The 16,211-nt window shown below is 73.1% G+C and carries 16 protein-coding genes and 1 pseudogene; 7 read left to right on the top strand and 10 right to left on the bottom strand.

Translation table 11 applies throughout. From position 1 onward, the window contains the following. The 6 genes and pseudogenes from ACFWJ4_RS21295 to cobU form a co-directional block, all read right to left on the bottom strand. Window positions 1–346 (bottom strand): biotin/lipoyl-containing protein (locus ACFWJ4_RS21295; protein ID WP_380546011.1); only part of this gene is annotated, 346 nt, incomplete at its 3' end. Between the two features lie 80 nt (window positions 347–426). Continuing rightward, window positions 427–1,833: a dihydrolipoyl dehydrogenase gene (gene lpdA, locus ACFWJ4_RS21290; RefSeq protein WP_359897017.1), complete on the bottom strand. Its 1,407-nt coding sequence runs from the start codon at window positions 1,831–1,833 to the stop codon at window positions 427–429. 428 nt (window positions 1,834–2,261) lie between these two features. Then, the gene (locus ACFWJ4_RS21285) at window positions 2,262–3,764 is read right to left on the bottom strand and encodes a leucyl aminopeptidase (RefSeq protein WP_359897019.1); all 1,503 of its coding nucleotides are present in this window, start codon (window positions 3,762–3,764) and stop codon (window positions 2,262–2,264) included. A 258-nt stretch (window positions 3,765–4,022) separates the two neighbouring features. Then, a complete protein-coding gene (locus tag ACFWJ4_RS21280) occupies window positions 4,023–4,814 on the bottom strand; it encodes an adenosylcobinamide-GDP ribazoletransferase (protein WP_380546009.1) in 792 nt (263 codons plus the stop codon). Between the two features lie 87 nt (window positions 4,815–4,901). Continuing rightward, a complete protein-coding gene (locus ACFWJ4_RS21275; RefSeq protein ID WP_380353205.1) occupies window positions 4,902–6,026 on the bottom strand; it encodes a nicotinate-nucleotide--dimethylbenzimidazole phosphoribosyltransferase in 1,125 nt (374 codons plus the stop codon). Window positions 6,027–6,054: 28 nt separating this feature from the next. After that, window positions 6,055–6,678, bottom strand: a pseudogene (gene cobU / locus ACFWJ4_RS21270) (bifunctional adenosylcobinamide kinase/adenosylcobinamide-phosphate guanylyltransferase); the annotation flags it as partial. Window positions 6,679–6,764: 86 nt separating this feature from the next. On the opposite strand from cobU, the gene ACFWJ4_RS21265 reads away from it, so the two are divergent. After that, entirely contained in the window at window positions 6,765–6,965 is a 201-nt protein-coding gene (locus tag ACFWJ4_RS21265) for a hypothetical protein (protein ID WP_359897024.1), read from the top strand. A 76-nt stretch (window positions 6,966–7,041) separates the two neighbouring features. Here the strand turns inward: ACFWJ4_RS21265 and ACFWJ4_RS21260 are convergent, their stop codons facing one another. Both ACFWJ4_RS21260 and ACFWJ4_RS21255 read right to left on the bottom strand, forming a co-directional pair. Beyond that, entirely contained in the window at window positions 7,042–7,782 is a 741-nt protein-coding gene (locus tag ACFWJ4_RS21260; RefSeq protein ID WP_359897136.1) for a methyltransferase domain-containing protein, read from the bottom strand. Window positions 7,783–7,940: 158 nt separating this feature from the next. Next, complete coding sequence (locus ACFWJ4_RS21255; RefSeq protein ID WP_359897026.1) at window positions 7,941–8,540, bottom strand: DUF3043 domain-containing protein; 600 nt, start codon at window positions 8,538–8,540, stop codon at window positions 7,941–7,943. Between the two features lie 316 nt (window positions 8,541–8,856). Between ACFWJ4_RS21255 and ACFWJ4_RS21250 the strand changes: the two genes are divergently transcribed. Together ACFWJ4_RS21250 and ACFWJ4_RS21245 are read left to right on the top strand one after the other, a co-directional pair. After that, on the top strand, window positions 8,857–9,645 hold the full coding sequence (locus tag ACFWJ4_RS21250) for a PspA/IM30 family protein (RefSeq protein WP_380546013.1): 789 nt from the start codon (window positions 8,857–8,859) through the stop codon (window positions 9,643–9,645). 36 nt (window positions 9,646–9,681) lie between these two features. Continuing rightward, window positions 9,682–9,975, top strand: coding sequence for a hypothetical protein (locus ACFWJ4_RS21245; RefSeq protein ID WP_359897028.1), 294 nt, complete (start codon window positions 9,682–9,684; stop codon window positions 9,973–9,975). An 82-nt stretch (window positions 9,976–10,057) separates the two neighbouring features. On the opposite strand, the gene nadA is transcribed toward ACFWJ4_RS21245, so the two are convergent. Further along, on the bottom strand, window positions 10,058–11,242 hold the full coding sequence (nadA, locus tag ACFWJ4_RS21240) for a quinolinate synthase NadA (protein WP_380546007.1): 1,185 nt from the start codon (window positions 11,240–11,242) through the stop codon (window positions 10,058–10,060). Between the two features lie 219 nt (window positions 11,243–11,461). Here nadA and ACFWJ4_RS21235 point away from each other — a divergent pair, with 219 nt between their 5' ends. The 3 genes from ACFWJ4_RS21235 to ACFWJ4_RS21225 all read left to right on the top strand — a co-directional run bounded on the left by ACFWJ4_RS21235 (window position 11,462) and on the right by ACFWJ4_RS21225 (window position 14,596). Continuing rightward, complete coding sequence (locus tag ACFWJ4_RS21235; protein WP_380546005.1) at window positions 11,462–12,385, top strand: NADP-dependent oxidoreductase; 924 nt, start codon at window positions 11,462–11,464, stop codon at window positions 12,383–12,385. A gap of 137 nt (window positions 12,386–12,522) precedes the next feature. After that, the gene (locus tag ACFWJ4_RS21230; RefSeq protein WP_359897033.1) at window positions 12,523–12,987 is read left to right on the top strand and encodes an Lrp/AsnC family transcriptional regulator; all 465 of its coding nucleotides are present in this window, start codon (window positions 12,523–12,525) and stop codon (window positions 12,985–12,987) included. A gap of 241 nt (window positions 12,988–13,228) precedes the next feature. Continuing rightward, window positions 13,229–14,596, top strand: a complete 1,368-nt coding sequence (locus tag ACFWJ4_RS21225; protein ID WP_380546003.1) for a pyridoxal phosphate-dependent decarboxylase family protein — start codon at window positions 13,229–13,231, stop codon at window positions 14,594–14,596. A gap of 59 nt (window positions 14,597–14,655) precedes the next feature. Here the strand turns inward: ACFWJ4_RS21225 and ACFWJ4_RS21220 are convergent, their stop codons facing one another. Further along, window positions 14,656–15,516 carry a GNAT family N-acetyltransferase gene (locus tag ACFWJ4_RS21220; RefSeq protein WP_380546001.1) on the bottom strand — a complete coding sequence of 287 codons (861 nt, stop codon included), beginning with the start codon at window positions 15,514–15,516 and terminating at the stop codon, window positions 14,656–14,658. Between the two features lie 245 nt (window positions 15,517–15,761). Between ACFWJ4_RS21220 and erpA the strand changes: the two genes are divergently transcribed. Beyond that, window positions 15,762–16,115, top strand: a complete 354-nt coding sequence (erpA, locus tag ACFWJ4_RS21215) for an iron-sulfur cluster insertion protein ErpA (protein WP_359897039.1) — start codon at window positions 15,762–15,764, stop codon at window positions 16,113–16,115. Window positions 16,116–16,211: the final 96 nt, after the last annotated feature.

The raw sequence follows: 16,211 nt of genomic DNA, 5'->3' as shown, positions 1-16,211 counted from the left end.
GGGGCGCCGGGTCGGACGGGGCTGCGGCGTCCGGCGCGGCGTCGGGGGCCGGGGGGGCGTCGGGCGCGGCCTCGACGGCGGGGGCCGCGGCGGCGACCGGGGCGCCCGAGCCGTCGTCGATGATCGCCAGCTCGGCGCCCACCTCGACGGTCTCGTCCTCGGCGACCTTGATCGAGGCCAGGATGCCGGAGGCCGGGGCCGGGATCTCGGTGTCGACCTTGTCGGTCGACACCTCCAGCAGCGGCTCGTCGACCTCGACACGCTCACCCTCGGCCTTCAGCCAGCGGGTGACGGTGCCCTCGGAAACGCTCTCGCCCAGCGCGGGCAGTGTTACTGAGACCGCCATGGTTTCAGCGACTCCTATCAAGTCTTGCGTACGGGAAGTACTTGCGTACGGGAAGTACCGGGAAAGGGGGTGGGGCGTGATCAGTCGTGCGCGTGCAGCGGCTTGCCGGCCAGCGCCAGGTGCGCCTCGCCCAGGGCCTCGGACTGGGTCGGGTGCGCGTGGATGAGCTGCGCGACCTCGGCCGGGAGGGCCTCCCAGTTGTAGATCAGCTGGGCCTCTCCGACCTGCTCGCCCATGCGGGCGCCGACCATGTGGACGCCGACCACGGCGCCGTCCTTGACCTGGACGAGCTTGATCTCGCCGGCGGTCTTCAGGATCTTGCTCTTGCCGTTGCCGGCCAGGTTGTACTTCAGGGTGACGACCTTCTCCTTGCCGTACAGCTCGACGGCCTTGGCCTCGGAGATGCCGACGGAGGCCACCTCGGGGTTGGAGTAGGTCACGCGCGGAACGCCGTCGTAGTCGATCGGCACCGGCTTGAGGCCGGCCAGGCGCTCGGCGACCAGGATGCCCTCGGCGAAGCCGACGTGGGCCAGCTGGAGGGTCGGGGCGAGGTCGCCGACGGCGGAGATGGTGGGCACGTTGGTGCGCATGTACTCGTCGACCAGGACGTAGCCGCGGTCCATCGCGACGCCGTTCTCCTCGTAGCCGAGGCCGGAGGAGACCGGGCCGCGGCCGATGGCGACGAGCAGCAGGTCGGCGTCGATCTGCTTGCCGTTCTCGGTGGAGACGCGGACACCGGTCTCGGTGTACTCGACGCCCGAGAAGCGGGCCTTCAGCTCGAACTTGATGCCGCGCTTGCGGAACGCGCGCTCCAGCAGCTTGGAGGAGTTCTCGTCCTCCAGCGGGACGAGGTGCGGCAGCGCCTCGACGATGGTGACCTCGACGCCGAAGGACTTCCAGACCGAGGCGAACTCGACGCCGATCACGCCGCCGCCGAGGATGACGGCCGACTTCGGGATGAAGCCGAGCTTCAGGGCGTGGTCGGAGGAGATCACGCGGTTGCCGTCGATCTCCAGGCCCGGGATCGAGCGCGGCACGGAGCCGGTGGCCAGGACGATGTGGCGGCCCTCGATGCGCTGGCCGTTGACGTCCACCGAGGTCTGCGAGGAGAGCTTGCCCTCGCCCTGGATGAAGGTGACCTTGCGGGAGGCCACCAGGCCCTGGAGGCCCTTGTACAGGCCGGCGATGACGTCGTCCTTGTACTTGTGGACGCCGTTGATGTCGATGCCCTGGAAGGTGGCCAGAACGCCGAACTCGGCGGCCTCCTTCGTCTCGTCCGCGATCTCCGCGGCGTGCAGGAGCGCCTTGGTCGGGATGCAGCCGCGGTGCAGGCAGGTGCCGCCCAGCTCACCCTTCTCGACCAGGGCGACGCTCAGGCCCAGCTGAGCGGCGCGGAGCGCCGCGGCGTAACCGCCGCTTCCGCCTCCGAGAATGACTACGTCGAAAACGGTGCTGGCGTCGTTCGCCACGTCACGTCCTCCATGCATGGGGTGGGTCGCCGGGCCGGTCGCGGTCCGGTGGGTCGGAAGCCTTTGTGGGGCGCCCAGTCGTGCCGGAAATACATCTTCGCACTTGTTCACGGTGGCTGATGTCCGGGTCCGCCCCAGGGGTGTCCCGCGGAGCGGTCACCGGGGCGGGAACACCCCCGACGGAAGGGCATCATCGCAGCTCAGCGCGGTGTTGACAGCCGCCGGACGGGCGTCTTCCGCGTTGCTCGTCACAGCTTCTTCCGTACTGCGGAACAAAGTTTCGCCCGCAGCGAACAGAGGTGCGCCACGGCCACCGGTCCTACTCGCAGGTAACCGGGCCGGAACGACGACGGGGCCCGGCGCACACGCGCCGGGCCCCGTCGCAGCGGGTCCTGGACCAGGGGGCGCCCCGGGTCCGGGGGTGCCTGGTTCAGGGCATGCCTGGATCAGGCCTTGCCGTTCGCCCTCTGCTCGGCGAAGCGGACCAGGGTGCGCACCGCGCTCGCGGTGCCGCCCTTCGGGGTGTAGCCGTACGGCGCGCCCTCGTGGAACGCCGGACCGGCGATGTCCAGGTGCGCCCAGTCGATGCCCTCGGCCACGAACTCCTTCAGGAACAGGCCGGCCACCAGGCCGCCGCCCATCCGCTCGCCCATGTTGGCCAGGTCGGCGATGGTCGACTCGGTGAAGCCCTTGCGCAGGTCCGCCGGCAGCGGCATCGGCCAGGACTGCTCGCCCGCCTCGCCGGCCAGGACGTGCAGCTCCTCGCGCAGCTCGTCGCCGTTGGCCATCACGCCGAAGGTGCGGTTGCCCAGGGCCAGCACCATGGCGCCGGTCAGGGTGGCCACGTCGACGATGACGTCCGGGTTCTCCTCGCCGGCCCGCACGATCGCGTCGGCCAGCACCAGGCGGCCCTCGGCGTCCGTGTTCAGGACCTCGACGGTCTTGCCGCCGTACATCTTCAGCACGTCACCCGGGCGGGTGGCGGAGCCGGACGGCATGTTCTCGGCCAGCGCCAGCCAGCCCGTCACGTTGACGGCCAGGCCCAGGCGCTTGGCGGCCACCACGGCGGCGAACACGGCGGCGGCACCGGCCATGTCGCACTTCATGGTCTCGTTGTGGCCGGCCGGCTTCAGCGAGATGCCGCCCGAGTCGTAGGTGATGCCCTTGCCGACGAACGCCAGGGTGGCCTTGGCCTTCGGGTGGGTGTAGGCCACCTTCACCAGGCGGGGCGGGTTCTCCGAGCCGACGCCGACGCCCAGCAGGCCGCCGAAGCCGCCCTTGGTCAGCGCCTTCTCGTCCAGCACCTCGACCTTGAGGCCGTGCTCCTTGCCGGCCGCCTGGGCGATCGCGGCGAAGCTCTTCGGGTTCAGGTCGTTCGGCGCGGTGTTGACCAGGTCGCGGGCCCGGTTCATCTCCTCGCCGACCGCGGCGGCGCGCTCCACGGCGGCCTTGGCGTCCTTGCTGCCCTTGCGGGCGGCCAGCAGGACCAGCTCGCCGACCGGCTCCTTGCCGTTGCCGTTGGCCTTGTACGTGCCGAAGGCGTACGAGCCGAGCAGGCCGCCCAGCGCGACCGCCTCGATGTCGGCGGCGGACTCGGCGGGCAGGGCCAGCGCGGCCTTCTTGGCGCCGGCCAGCGTACGGGCGGCGACACCGGCGGCGCGGCGCAGCGCCTCCAGCTGGTAGCCGTCCTCGGCGGCCTCGCCCAGGCCGACCGCGAGCACGAGCGCGGCCTTCAGGCCGGCGGGGGAGGGGACCTTGACGGCCTCGCCCTCGGCGCCGGTCGCGCCCAGGGTGCTGAGGACCTCGGTCAGCTTGCCCTCGAACGCCTCGTTGACGGCCTCGGCGCCGGGGGCCAGCACGATGCCCTTCGGGCCCTTCGCGACACCGATCACCAGGGCGTCCGCGCGCAGCGAGGCGGCGGAGGAGGTGCTCACAGACAATGCAGTCACGTAATGCGTCCTGTTCTTTCGCGGTCCACGGCCGGCCACGGCGAGGCTGCCGCACCGGCGCAGCCCGCCGTCGCAGGCCGTCCGCCGGCGGGCCTCCGGGGTCCGGGCCCCCTGGCGCGCGCGTCCGTCCGAGGCGGCCGCGCACACCAGAGGCCCCGGCTCCTCGGTACGCGCCGGGCGGGCAGGACCTGCCACGGTGCAGGGCTGCGGTGCTCCACGCATGGTAGTCCGCATGCTGGGATCACGCGCCGCCCGGTATCAGCCGAGCAACGCCAGGGCGAACAGCGAGGCGGTCGCGGCGGTTTCGGCCATCGCGCCGAGCACGTCACCGGTGATCCCGCCGAACCTGCGCACGCACCGTCCGAGCAGCAGCCGGGCGCAGCCCGTGCCGAGCACAACGGCCAGCGGGAGACGGAGGGCTGACCACCCGTCGGACAGTCCCGCCGCGGCCAGGGCGAGCGCCGCGACGGCCGTCGCGGCGGCGGCTCCGACGGGCGCCACGGTGCCCGCCACCATCGCCCCCAGCCCGCCCGGCCGGGCGGCCGGCACCGACCGCAGGCAGCCCCAGGCGAGCGCGCACCGCGCGGCCGTCGCCGAGGCGAGCACCGCGAGCGCGCCGCGCAGCGGGGAGTGGGCGAACTGTCCGGCCAGCGCGGCCACCTGGGCGAGCAGGACGAGCACCAGGGTCAGCACGCCGAACGGACCGATGTCGGACTGCTTCATGATGCGCAGCGCGTCCTCGGCCGGTTTGCCGCTGCCGAGTCCGTCGGCGACGTCCGCCAGGCCGTCCAGGTGGAGTCCCCGGGTCAGCCCGGCGAGCACTCCCACCGCGGTCACCGCGCCGAGCGGCCCGCCCGCCCGCCAGGCCACCAGGGCCCCGGCCGTGGCGGCCAGTGCGCCCAGCACCAGCCCGACCAGCGGAGCCGTCAGCATCGCCCGGGCCGCCGCCGCCCGGTCCCACCGTTCCACCCGCACCCGCAGTACGGACAGCGTCCCGAACCCGAACCGCAGGCCGTCGGCCCAGGTGGCCCGATCGGTGCCGCTCGCCATGAACACGTTCCTCTCACGGCGGGAACGCCCCTGGCAGGGGCGTTCCCGGGGTTGTCGTGCCGTCGGCCGGGGGCGCGGGCCGGTTCGCTACAGCTTCCGGAGCAGGTCCGCCGCCGAGGGCAGCCTCGGCTGCTCCTTCGGCGCGCTCGGCGCCATCGGCACGAACGGCTTCGGCGCCTCGTCCGCGAGCACGTCCCCCGCGGCCTGGAGCAGGGGCAGCGCCAGCAGCGCGCCGAAGCCCTCGCCCATGGTGATGCCCTGGTCCTGCAACGGCGTCAGGGTCAGCCGGTCGTACGCCTTCGCCTGGGCCGGCTCGCCGCTGGACTGCCCGGCCCGCCACCACTCGGGCGCCCGGAAGGCGATCCGCTGCGCGACCAGCGCGCAGGCCGCCGAGACCACACCGTCCAGCACCACCGGCAGCCGCCGCACGGCCGCCTGGAGCAGGAAGCCGGTGATCGCCGCGAAGTCGGCCCCGCCGGTGGCGCCGAGCAGCGCGAGCTGGTCGCCGAGCACCGGCCGGGCCCGCCGCAGCGAGTCCCGGATCGTGGCGCACTTGACCATCCACACCCGGTCGTCGATCCCGGAGCCGCGCCCGGTCACCGCCGCCGCGTCCGTCCCGCAGAGCGCGCCGACCAGCACGCCGGCCACCGTGGTGGCGCCGACCCCGAGGTCGCCGAGCAGCACCAGGTCGGTGCCGGCGTCGGCCTCCTCGTCGGCGACGGCCATGCCGGCCCGGAACGCCCGGACGGTCTCCTGCGCGGTGAGCGCGTCCTCGACGTCGATCCGCCCGGAGCCGCGCCGGATCCGGTGGGTGACCACCTCGTCCGGGAAGTCGGCCGGGTCGGCGTCCACCGCGACGTCGACGACCCGCACCCGGGCGCCGTAGCGCGCGGCCAGCCGGGACACCGGCGCGCTGCCGTCGAGCACGGCCCGCACCCGGGCCGCGGTGCCGCCCTCGGCGGGCATCCGGGACACCCCGAGCGCCGCGACGCCGTGGTCGGCGGCGAACAGCAGCACCTTGGGAGCGGAGATCGGCCGCACCGGGGAGCGCCCCTGCACGGAGGCCAGCCAGCTGCCCAGCTCCTCCAGCTTGCCGAGCCCGCCGCGCGGGCGGTCGGCCGCCTGCCAGCGCTCGTCGGCGGCCCGCCGGGCGCTCTCGTCGGGGCGCTCGACGAGAGAGGAGAACGTATCGAGATCCACGGTCGTGTCCATCGTCCGGAAGGCTACACGCCGAAGGTGTTCAGCCTGCGGCTGGCTTGACGGTCAGCACCTGCCCGGCCACGACCAGCAGGACCCGCTCCGAGGCGTCCGCCACGGCCATGTTGAGCCGGCCCAGGGTGTCGCGGAAGCGGCGGCCCGCGGCGGTGGCGGGGACGACGCCCATGCCGACCTCGTTGCTCACCGCGACGACCGTGCGCCCGGTGGCCGCCCAGGCGCGTGCCAGCGCCTCGCAGCGGCGCTGGACCGCGCTTTCGCCCCGGTCCGCCCAGACCTCGTCGTCCCAGGCGTCGCACTCGTCCATGACGGAGGTCAGCCACAGTGCCAGGCAGTCGACCAGCACCGGGGCCGGGTCGGTGGGGTCGGCCAGCACGGCCTCCAGGTCGCAGGTCTCGGCGGTGCGCCAGCTCGACGGGCGGCGCTCCCGGTGCAGCGCGACCCGCTGGGCCCACTCGGCGTCGCCGTCCCGGGTGCCGCCGGTGGCCACGTACAGGACGTCCGGGTGGTCGGCGAGCAGCTGTTCGGCGCGGGTGGACTTGCCGGAGCGGGCGCCGCCGAGCAGCAGGGTGCGGGGCAGCGGGGGACGGGTGGGCTCGGAGGGGGTCGCCATGCCGCCCATCCTGCCGGACCGGGCCGCCGGACCAGGCCGCCGGACCAGGCATACGGAAGATCGGGCCGGGCAGGCTATGGTGCGCAGCAACACAGGCAGCGTGGTCAGTGGGAGGAGCCGGCATGGTCTGGACGTGGCGGTACGAGAAGGCGGACGGCAGCGCGGTGACGCCCGGCGGCGGCCAGGAGGAGTTCGCGGGCCAGGGAGACGCCGAGACCTGGATCGGGGAGACCTGGAAGCAGCTCGCGGAGGACGGTGTGGACACCGCGGTGCTGCTGGACGACGACCGCGTCGTCTATGCGATGAGCCTGCGCGAGGAGTAGGCCCGACGGGGTGGGGCGGTCGCCCGGCGGCTGCTCCGCCCCGGAGCCGCTCCGGCCGGACCGGCTCCGTCCGGGGCTACTTCGCCCCGATCACGTGCAGGAGCGCGGCGACCTGCCGGTACGGGTCGGTGCGGCCGGCCCGGTACTCGGCTTCCAGGAGCTGGGCCAGCTGCCGCCCGTCCACCGGCGGGGCCGCGTCGTCCGGGGCGTTGTCGGTGAAGACCCGCACGCCGTACCAGTGCCGCAGCGGCACCGACACCTCGGAGAGGGTGACGGTGAGGTCGCCGAGCCGGTCGGCCCGCGCGGCCAGCCCGAGCCGGTTGTAGTACCGGTCGCTCTCGAAGGCGTGCAGGGCGGCCCGCCAGTCCCCGGCGGCGGCCGGCCGCAGGGCGAGCGCGTCGCGGTTGCGGACCAGCAGCGAGAGCAATCCGCCGGGGGCCAGCAGCCGGGCCAGCGAGGCGATCATCGGATCGGGGTCGGGCAGGTACATCAGCACGCCGTGGCAGAGCACCACGTCGAAGCTGCGCGGGCCGAACCAGCGCCCGCACTGGTGGCCGTCGCCGCTGAGCAGCTGCATCCGGCCGCGGACCTCCGGCGGCTCCTCGGCGAGCGCCCCCTGGGCGACGCCGAGTGCGACCGGGTCCGAGTCGATCCCGGTGACGTAGTGGCCGGCCCGGGCCAGCCGCAGGGCCTGGGTGCCCTGGCCGCAGCCGATGTCGAGCACCCGCTGCGCGCTGCGCCCGGCGAGCTGTTCGGCGAGCTGGCGGGCGACGAGCTCCTGGCGGACGAAGTTGCGCAGCCCGCCGAGCCGGTCCAGCCAGGCGCCGGTGCCGCCCGCGAAGGACCCGCTGCGCGAGGGCAGCCTGCGCTCCTGGGCGAGACGGTCGTGGCCGCCGTCCCCCTGCCCCGGAAGCGCGTAGAGGCCGGGCCCCTCCCAGGACGGGGGGGCCCAGCCGGAGTCGACCGGTTCGGCGGTCAGGGCTTCTCCCCGCGCCGCACCTGCGGCTTGGGCAGGCGCAGCCGGCGCATCTGGAGGGTGCGCATGATGCCGTACGCGACGGCGCCGCGGGTGTTCTGCCCGGCGAAGCGCTCGGCGAGCTGCTTGCGCAGGCCGAAGCCGAGGCGGACGAAGTCCAGGATCACGAGCACGAAGAACAGCAGGAACAGCAGGGTGGAGAGCAGCTGGAGCGTCGGCACCTTGACGATGCTGAGCACCAGGATGACCACGGCGGCCGGCAGGAAGAACTCGGCGAGCGACCAGCGGGAGTCCACGTAGTCGCGGGCGAACTTGCGCACCGGGCCCTTGTCGCGGGCCGGCAGGTGGCGCTCGTCGCCGTTCATCAGGGCCTGGCGCTGCTTCTCGCGCTCGGTGCGCATCCGCTCGCGCCCTTGACGGGCGGCCTCCTTGCGGTCCTTGGGCACGGTCACCCGGGTACGCCGGTTGGCCTCGGCCTCACTGCGCTTGGGGGTGGGGCGGCCCTTCTTGGCCTGCGGATCGCGGGCCTGGGTCGTCTCGTCCTGCTTCTCCAGCACGGTGGCGGAGGCGGCGGCATCATCTGAACGGCGTCGGAACACACCACCAGCGTACGGGGTGCGACGCGGCTTCCACGGGTGCCCTCGGACCCAAACGCATATCGATACCGCCAGGTCGCCGTCCGAAGCGGGTTTCCCGGGGCCTTCCCGTAGGGGATCAGTCGGATGGACGATGGGGGGTATGAGGGGCGGATCCACCCGGGGGAGGAGGAAACGCCACTGGTCGCTGTAGCAGTCTTGTTGCAGGCAGGTGCACTGCGGCGACGGGCTCGCTGCACATACACTCGTCGTGTCTGGTAACGAGATAAAGACCGCAGGCCGGAGAAGGGGGCACCCGAGGCCCATGAGCGACGGAATCATGAAGCGTATGGGGTTGATCTTCCGCTCCAAGGCGAACAAGGCCTTGGATCGGGCGGAGGATCCCCGTGAGACGCTCGACTACTCCTACCAGAAGCAGCTCGAACTGCTGCAGAAGGTACGGCGTGGTGTCGCGGACGTCGCGACCTCGCGCAAGCGGCTCGAACTCCAGCTGACGCAGCTGCAGCAGCAGTCCGCCAAGTACGAGGACCAGGGCCGCAAGGCGCTGTCGCTCGGCCGCGAGGACCTCGCCCGCGAGGCGCTGACCCGCAAGGCCAACATGCAGTCGCAGATCACCGACCTGGAGACGCAGTACCAGCAGCTCCAGGCCGAGGAGGAGAAGCTCACGCTCGCCTCCCAGCGACTTCAGGCCAAGGTGGACGCCTTCCGCACCAAGAAGGAGACCATCAAGGCGACGTACACGGCCGCCCAGGCGCAGACCCGCATCGCCGAGTCCTTCTCCGGGATCTCGGAGGAGATGGGCGACGTCGGCCTGGCGATCCAGCGTGCCGAGGACAAGACGGCCCAGATGCAGGCCCGGGCCGGTGCGATCGACGAGCTGCTCGCCTCGGGCGCGCTCGACGACGCGAGCGGTCTCGGCCGCAAGGACGACATCGAGGCCGAGCTGGAGCGGGTGGCCGGCGGTTCCGACGTCGAGCTGGAGCTGGCCCGGATGAAGGCCGAGCTGTCCGGCCCCTCCTCGACCGGCCCCGCCGCGATCGAGCAGGGCAAGCAGGACGTCCAGCCGCAGCCGCAGCAGGACACCCCGCGCATCAATTACAACAAGTGATCTGAGCTCGACCCACGAACCAGGGAGACGCACGGCATGATCATGAGGGTCATGGGTGAGGGGCAGTACGAGGTGGGCGACGACCACCTGAGCCTGCTCAACGAGCTCGACGCCGAGCTCGTCACTGCGGTGGATTCGGGGGACGAGACGCTCTTCCGCCAGGCCTACGGCAAGCTCATCGACGCGGTGAAGCAGTACGGCACCCCGGTGCCGCTGGATTCGCTGGAGCCGTCCGAGCTGATCCTGCCGAGCGCCGACGCGACGATCGACGAGGTCCGCGAGCTGCTGATGGCCGACGGCGAGGGCGTGATCCCGGGCTTCCCCGAGTAGCGCCCGCGGCTGCTGCCAGACGAAAGGGCGGGCCCCCTCCGGTGGGAGGGGGCCCGCCCTTCGCCGTTGTCCGCGGGACGGGCTACGGCAGGGCCAGCATCCGGTCCAGGGCCGCCTTGGCGTGCTTCTCGGTCTCCGGGTCGACGGTGATCACGTTCGGCACCCGGCCCTCGACCAGCGACTCCAGCGCCCACACCAGGTGCGGCAGGTCGATCCGGTTCATGGTCGAGCAGAAGCAGACCGCGCGGTCCAGGAAGACGATCTCCTTGTCCGGGTGCGCCTTGGCCAGGCGGCGGACGAGGTTCAGCTCGGTGCCGATGGCCCACTTGGAGCCGGGCTCGGCGGCGTCCAGCGCCTTGATGATGTACTCGGTCGAGCCCACCATGTCGGCGGCCGCGACGACCTCGTGCTTGCACTCGGGGTGCACCAGGACGGTCACGCCGGGGATCCGCTCGCGGACGTCGTTCACCGAGTCCAGGCTGAACCGGCCGTGCACCGAGCAGTGGCCGCGCCAGAGGATCATCTTCGCGTCCCGCAGCTGCTCGGCGGTCAGGCCGCCGTTCGGCCGGTGCGGGTTGTAGACGACGCAGTCGTCCAGCGAGAAGCCCATGTCCCGCACCGCGGTGTTGCGGCCGAGGTGCTGGTCGGGCAGGAACAGGACCTTCTGGCCCTGCTCGAAGGCCCACTCCAGGGCGCGCTTGGCGTTGGAGGAGGTGCAGATGAGGCCGCCGTGCCGGCCGGTGAAGGCCTTGATGTCGGCGGAGGAGTTCATGTACGAGACCGGGACGGTGACGTCGGCTATGCCGGCGTCGGTCAGCACGTCCCAGCACTCGGCGACCTGCTCGGCGGTGGCCATGTCGGCCATCGAGCAGCCGGCCGCGAGGTCCGGCAGGACGACCTGCTGCCGCTCGCTGGTGAGGATGTCCGCGGACTCGGCCATGAAGTGCACGCCGCAGAAGACGATGTACTCGGCCTCGGGGCGGGCCGCCGCGTCGCGGGCGAGCTTGAAGGAGTCGCCGGTGACGTCGGCGAACTCGATCACCTCGTCGCGCTGGTAGTGGTGGCCGAGGATGAAGACGCGGTCGCCGAGCGCGGCCTTGGCCGCGCGGGCGCGCTCGACGAGGTTCGGGTCGGAGGCCGGGGGGAGGTCACCGGGGCATTCGACGCCGCGCTCGCTGTTCGGATCGGCCTCGCGGCCGAGCAGCAGCAGAGCGAGCGGCGTCGGAGTGGGGTCGACGCCGTGGGTCTCGGTGATGGTGGTGGTCACGGGCGGGTGCCCTTCTGTGCGGCCGAGCTAGCGGTGGGGCCTTTTCGTCTAACTGACGCTATCTATTCTAACCGCTTAGCGTCAGAGTGACGATGGCCATCCTGTCGATGTGACGAGAACCGCTCGCCGAAACGGACCCCCGGCGGAGCCCGATAGCCGATTCGGGGCAGTCCGGCGTGGCCGAATCGATACTTCGAAGCCCGCGGGTATGGCTGAGCCATGAAAGCAATCGCGATCAACCGCTACGGCGGCCCCGAGGTGGTCGAGTACACCGACCTGCCCGACCCCAAGGTCGGACCCGACTCCGTCCTGGTCGAGGTCCGGGCGGCCGGGGTGAACCCGGTGGACTGGAAGGTCCGGGACGGCGCCCTGGACGGCATCCTCGACGCGCACTTCCCGCTGGTCATGGGCTGGGACCTGGCCGGCGTGGTGCGCGCCGTCGGCGGCGGGATCACCGAGTTCGCCCCGGGCGACGAGGTGTACGGCTACGTCCGCAAGGACGCCGTCGAGCACGGCACCTACGCCGAGCTGGTCTCCGCCCCGGTCCGCACCCTGGCCCGCAAGCCGGCCGCGCTGGACTGGGCGCAGTCCGGCGGCCTGCCGCTGGCCGGGCTCACCGCCCTGCAGGGCCTGCGGGCGCTGCGCCTCGCCGAGGGGGAGACCGTCCTGGTGCACGCCGCCGCGGGCGGGGTCGGCCACCTGGCAGTGCAGCTGGCCCGGGCCTTCGGCGCCCGGGTGATCGGCACCGCGGCCGAGCGCAACCACGACTTCCTGCGGGGCCTCGGCGCCGAGCCGGTGGTGTACGGCGAGGGCCTGGCCGACCGGGTCCGCGCGCTCGCCCCCGACGGGGTGGACGCGGCCCTCGACCTGGTCGGCCACGGTGCCGTCCAGGTCTCGGCCGGCCTGGTGGCCGATCCGGGCCGGATCGCCTCGACCACCGACTTCGGGGTCAAGGCGCTCGGCGGCCGGTACGTCTGGGTCCGCCCGGACGCCGGCGACCTCGCCGAGCTGGCCGCGCTCGCCGACGACGGCCGGCTGACGGTCACCGTCGCCTCGACCTTCCCGCTGGCCCAGGCCGCCTCCGCCCAGGCGCTCAGCGCCGAGGGCCGCACCCGGGGGAAGATCGTGCTGCTCGTTCCGTGACGGCCTCCGGCCCGTCACCCTTCGGCGGTGAACTCGTCCAGGTCATCCGCCAGAATGGTGACGAACCGTTTCGGCAGCGGCAGCCCGCCGCCGGAGCGCCCCACCGACCCCCGTACGACCCGTGGAGCCCCGCACCCATGACCAGCAGCCGAGCGCACGAGGTGGTCGGGGCCGACCTGGACGAGACCGACCGGCTCCTGCTCGCCCGGCTCGGCAGCGACGGCCGCGCCTCGTACGCCGAGATCGGCCTGCAGGTGAACCTCTCCGCCACCGCCGTGCGCCGGCGGATCGACCGGCTGCGGGCGCGCGGCGTGGTGCGGGGCTTCACCGTGGTGCTCGACCCGTCCGTGCTGGGCTGGCAGACCGAGGCCTTCGTCGAGGTCTACTGCCGCGAGCGCACCGCCCCCGAGGAGATCCTCGCCAGCCTGCGGCAGTTCCCCGAGGTGATCGCCGCCTGGACGGTCACCGGCGACCCGGACGCCCTGGTGCACCTGCGGGCCGCCGACATGCGCCACCTGGAGGCCGTCATCGAGCGCATCCGGCGCGAGCCCGGCGTCCAGCGCAGCCGCTCCTCGGTGGTCCTCTCCCAGCTCATCGGGTGACCCGGGCGGTGTCCTGCGGGTCCTCGCCGGGCCCGCCGGGACCCACCGGACACGACCTTCCCGGCCCGCACGCAGGAATCCTGCGCGGACCGGCCCGAAGACGCCCGAAACCTGCCTGACCAGCCGCGTTCCGACGCGCGGTGAGGCGCCCGTGCTGCCTACGCTGATCACGTCCGGTCGTCGCGGTGAGGCGTCCCGCCGGTCGGACGCCCCCCGACACCCCACGCCGAGAGGGACAGCCGTGTCCGCAGCATCCGACCGCATGCACCGGCCCGACAACGAACTGGTCGACCTGGTTTTCGACTACATGCGGGAGCGGCTGCAGTACGACCCCGTCCCGCTCGACCACCCCGGGGACGGCGAGCACCTGCGCGCCCAGCTGTCCGGCCTGCTGAACCAGGACGGCAACAACCCGGTCGACGTGCTCAAGCTGTACGACCACGAGCTGTCCCGGGCGGTCATCTCCGCCGACAGCCCGCGCTACCTGTCCTTCATCCCGTGCGCCCCGACCAAGGCCGCGCTGCTGTTCGACATGGTCGTCTCCTGCGCCTCCCTGCAGGGCATCTCCTGGCTGGAGGCGGCCGGCGCGATCGCCGCCGAGAACCAGGTGCTGCGCCTGATCGCCGACCGCGCGGGCCTGCCCCAGTCGGCCGGCGGCACCTTCGTCTCCGGCGGCTCGGCGGGCAACCTCTCCGCCCTGGTGGTCGCCCGCGACACCGCCCGCCGCCGACTGGGCGTCGGACCGGAGGCGCGGCTGCGGATAGCCGTCGCCGACCAGGTGCACTCCTCGGTCAAGAACACCTTCAACATCATCGGCGTCGAGGCCTTCAAGGTCCCGACCGTCGACCGCCGGTTCACCGGCGAGGCGCTGCGCGCCGCCCTGGCCGCCGACCCGAACCCGGAGACGGTGATCGGCGTCGTCGGCACCGCCGGCACCACCAACGAGGGCATCGTCGACGACCTCAAGGGCCTGGCCGAGGTCGCCCGCGAGCGCGACCTGTGGTTCCACGTGGACGGCGCCTACGGCGGCGCGGGCCTGTTCGCCCCCTCGGTGCGGGAGCGCTACGAGGGCATCGAGCACGCCGACTCCTTCGTGGTCGACCCGCACAAGTGGCTGTTCGCCCCCTTCGACTGCGCCGCGCTGATCTACCGCAACCCGCAGCTCGCCCGCGCCGTGCACACCCAGGACGCCTCGTACCTGGACGTCCTGCACACCGAGGGCGACGAGTGGAACCCCACCGACTACGCCTACCACCTGACCCGGCGCGCCCGCGGCCTGCCGCTCTGGTTCTCGCTGGCCGTGCACGGCGTCCAGGCCTACACCGACGCCATCGAGGCCGGCCTCACCCTGGCCCGCGAGACCGCGCAGCTGATCCGTGAGACCGAGCACCTGGAGCTGCTGTTCGACCCGCAGCTCTCGGCGGTCTGCTTCAAGCGCAAGGGCTGGACCAACGACGACTACTACCGCTGGTCGCAGCAGCTCCTCGCGGACCAGATCGGCTTCGTCACCCCCACCGGCTGGGACGGCGAGACCGTCGCCCGGTTCGCCTTCCTGCACCCGGGCACCACCATGGAGATGGTCCGGGAGATCCTGGACACCATGGTCTGAGCCCGCTCCCGTCACGGCCCCGTCGGCAGTCGGCGGGGCCGTACGAGTGCCCGCGCGCCCTACAGGAACGCCCCGCTCGGCAGGTACGGCGTCGGCGGCCGCATCCCGCGGACCCCGACGAAGCCTCCGGCCCGCGGCGTCAGCCCGACCTCCAGCCCGACGTCCAGCGCCCACTCCTGCTCCGCGGTCAGGTGCTCCACCCGCGCCTCGGTCCCCTCCGGCACCCGGGACAGCGCCTCGCGCAGCAGCCGGGCGGCGATCCGCTTGCTGGTGGCCGCGAGCAGCCGCACCACGCCGCCGTCCCGGTAGCAGTAGCCGCTGCCGGCCAGCGCGTCGGCGATCAGCAGCTCCTCGAAGTGGCCCAGCATCAGCTCGTGGTCCGGCCCGTGCGCGGACCCGCGCAGCCGCCGGTCCACCGAGTCCAGCAGGTGCAGGTGAGTGGCGTTGCCGCGGTGCACCGGGATGTCCCCCGGGTCGAGCAGCCCCTCCCGGTCCACCCGCCCGGCCAGCCGCATCGCCGGGTGCAGGGTGAAGCCGGCCAGCCGGTAGCGGCGGGCCGCCGCCGGGGAGTCCGCCGCGCAGACCATCCCGCGCAGACAGCCCCGGGAGTGCGCCGCCGCCCGTTCCAGCAGCAGCCGCCCGACGCCCCTGCCCTGCGCGGACGGCCGGACGGCGTACAGCGACGGCGCCCACAGGCCCTCCCGGCGGATCGACAGCACCGCCCCGACCGGCTCGCCGGCGCTCTCCGCCAGCCAGCAGCCGCCGGGATCGGTGCGCGCCAGGTGTCTGGTCCGGGCCAGCCGCAGCGGCGTCGGCCCCGGCGCCGCCGCGGCCGGGGAGGCGTCGGCGAACGCGGCGTCGGCGAGCTCCTGGACGGCCTCCGCGTCCGCGGCGGTGTCCCTGACCGGGCGAAGGATCATGGGAACCATCCTGGCGTCCGACGGCCCGCCGCGGGGCCGGTTCACCCGGATCCGCACCTCGCGCGGTGACCCGTCCCGCGGGGGTGTGCGAGCATGGGGAGCGTAGGGGACGCGGGTGGCACACCCGGCCCACGGATATTCGGTCGCGAACAGGCCGCAGAAATCAATCGCCGTCCGGGAAATGAAACCGGACGGCCGTTGGTTGGCACTGGCGGCAGACCGTCGTCAAGACCGGGAGAAAGCAGATGACCGTCCAGGACGAGACCACCGTCGAGAGTGGCATCCTCCTCACCGATGCCGCCGCGGGCAAGGTCAAGGCCCTGCTGGAGCAGGAGGGCCGCGAGGACCTCGCGCTGCGCGTCGCCGTCCAGCCCGGTGGCTGCTCCGGCCTGCGTTACCAGCTGTTCTTCGACGAGCGCTCGCTCGACGGCGACGTGATCAAGGACTTCGACGGTGTCAAGGTCGTCACCGACCGGATGAGCGCCCCGTACCTGGGCGGCGCCACCGTCGACTTCGTCGACACCATCGAGAAGCAGGGCTTCACCATCGACAACCCGAACGCCACCGGCTCCTGCGCCTGCGGCGACTCGTTCAGCTAGGCCCGCTGCGGAAGGGGGGCCCCCCCGGCGCCCCCGGGCCCGCCACGGGGTGTCCCGCCCCCCCCGGGGCCCCCGGGCCCGCGCGGGCGGGGAGCG

The organism is Kitasatospora sp. NPDC127067, assembly GCF_042724755.1.
GTDB classification, from domain to species: Bacteria; Actinomycetota; Actinomycetes; order Streptomycetales; family Streptomycetaceae; genus Kitasatospora; species Kitasatospora lactacystinica.
Note: the sequence above shows the minus strand (reverse complement) of the source record. Positions and strands in the feature narration are given on the sequence as shown.

Coding starts and splice junctions, on each gene's coding strand:
- ACFWJ4_RS21245 (WP_359897028.1), top strand. CDS start 9,682: ATGATCATGAGGGTCATGGGTGAGGGGCAGTACGAGGTGGGCGACGAC.
- lpdA (WP_359897017.1), bottom strand. CDS start 1,833: ATGCATGGAGGACGTGACGTGGCGAACGACGCCAGCACCGTTTTCGAC.
- ACFWJ4_RS21275 (WP_380353205.1), bottom strand. CDS start 6,026: ATGGACACGACCGTGGATCTCGATACGTTCTCCTCTCTCGTCGAGCGC.
- erpA (WP_359897039.1), top strand. CDS start 15,762: ATGACCGTCCAGGACGAGACCACCGTCGAGAGTGGCATCCTCCTCACC.
- ACFWJ4_RS21280 (WP_380546009.1), bottom strand. CDS start 4,814: ATGGCGAGCGGCACCGATCGGGCCACCTGGGCCGACGGCCTGCGGTTC.
- ACFWJ4_RS21220 (WP_380546001.1), bottom strand. CDS start 15,516: ATGATCCTTCGCCCGGTCAGGGACACCGCCGCGGACGCGGAGGCCGTC.
- ACFWJ4_RS21235 (WP_380546005.1), top strand. CDS start 11,462: ATGAAAGCAATCGCGATCAACCGCTACGGCGGCCCCGAGGTGGTCGAG.
- ACFWJ4_RS21250 (WP_380546013.1), top strand. CDS start 8,857: ATGAAGCGTATGGGGTTGATCTTCCGCTCCAAGGCGAACAAGGCCTTG.
- ACFWJ4_RS21230 (WP_359897033.1), top strand. CDS start 12,523: ATGACCAGCAGCCGAGCGCACGAGGTGGTCGGGGCCGACCTGGACGAG.
- ACFWJ4_RS21265 (WP_359897024.1), top strand. CDS start 6,765: ATGGTCTGGACGTGGCGGTACGAGAAGGCGGACGGCAGCGCGGTGACG.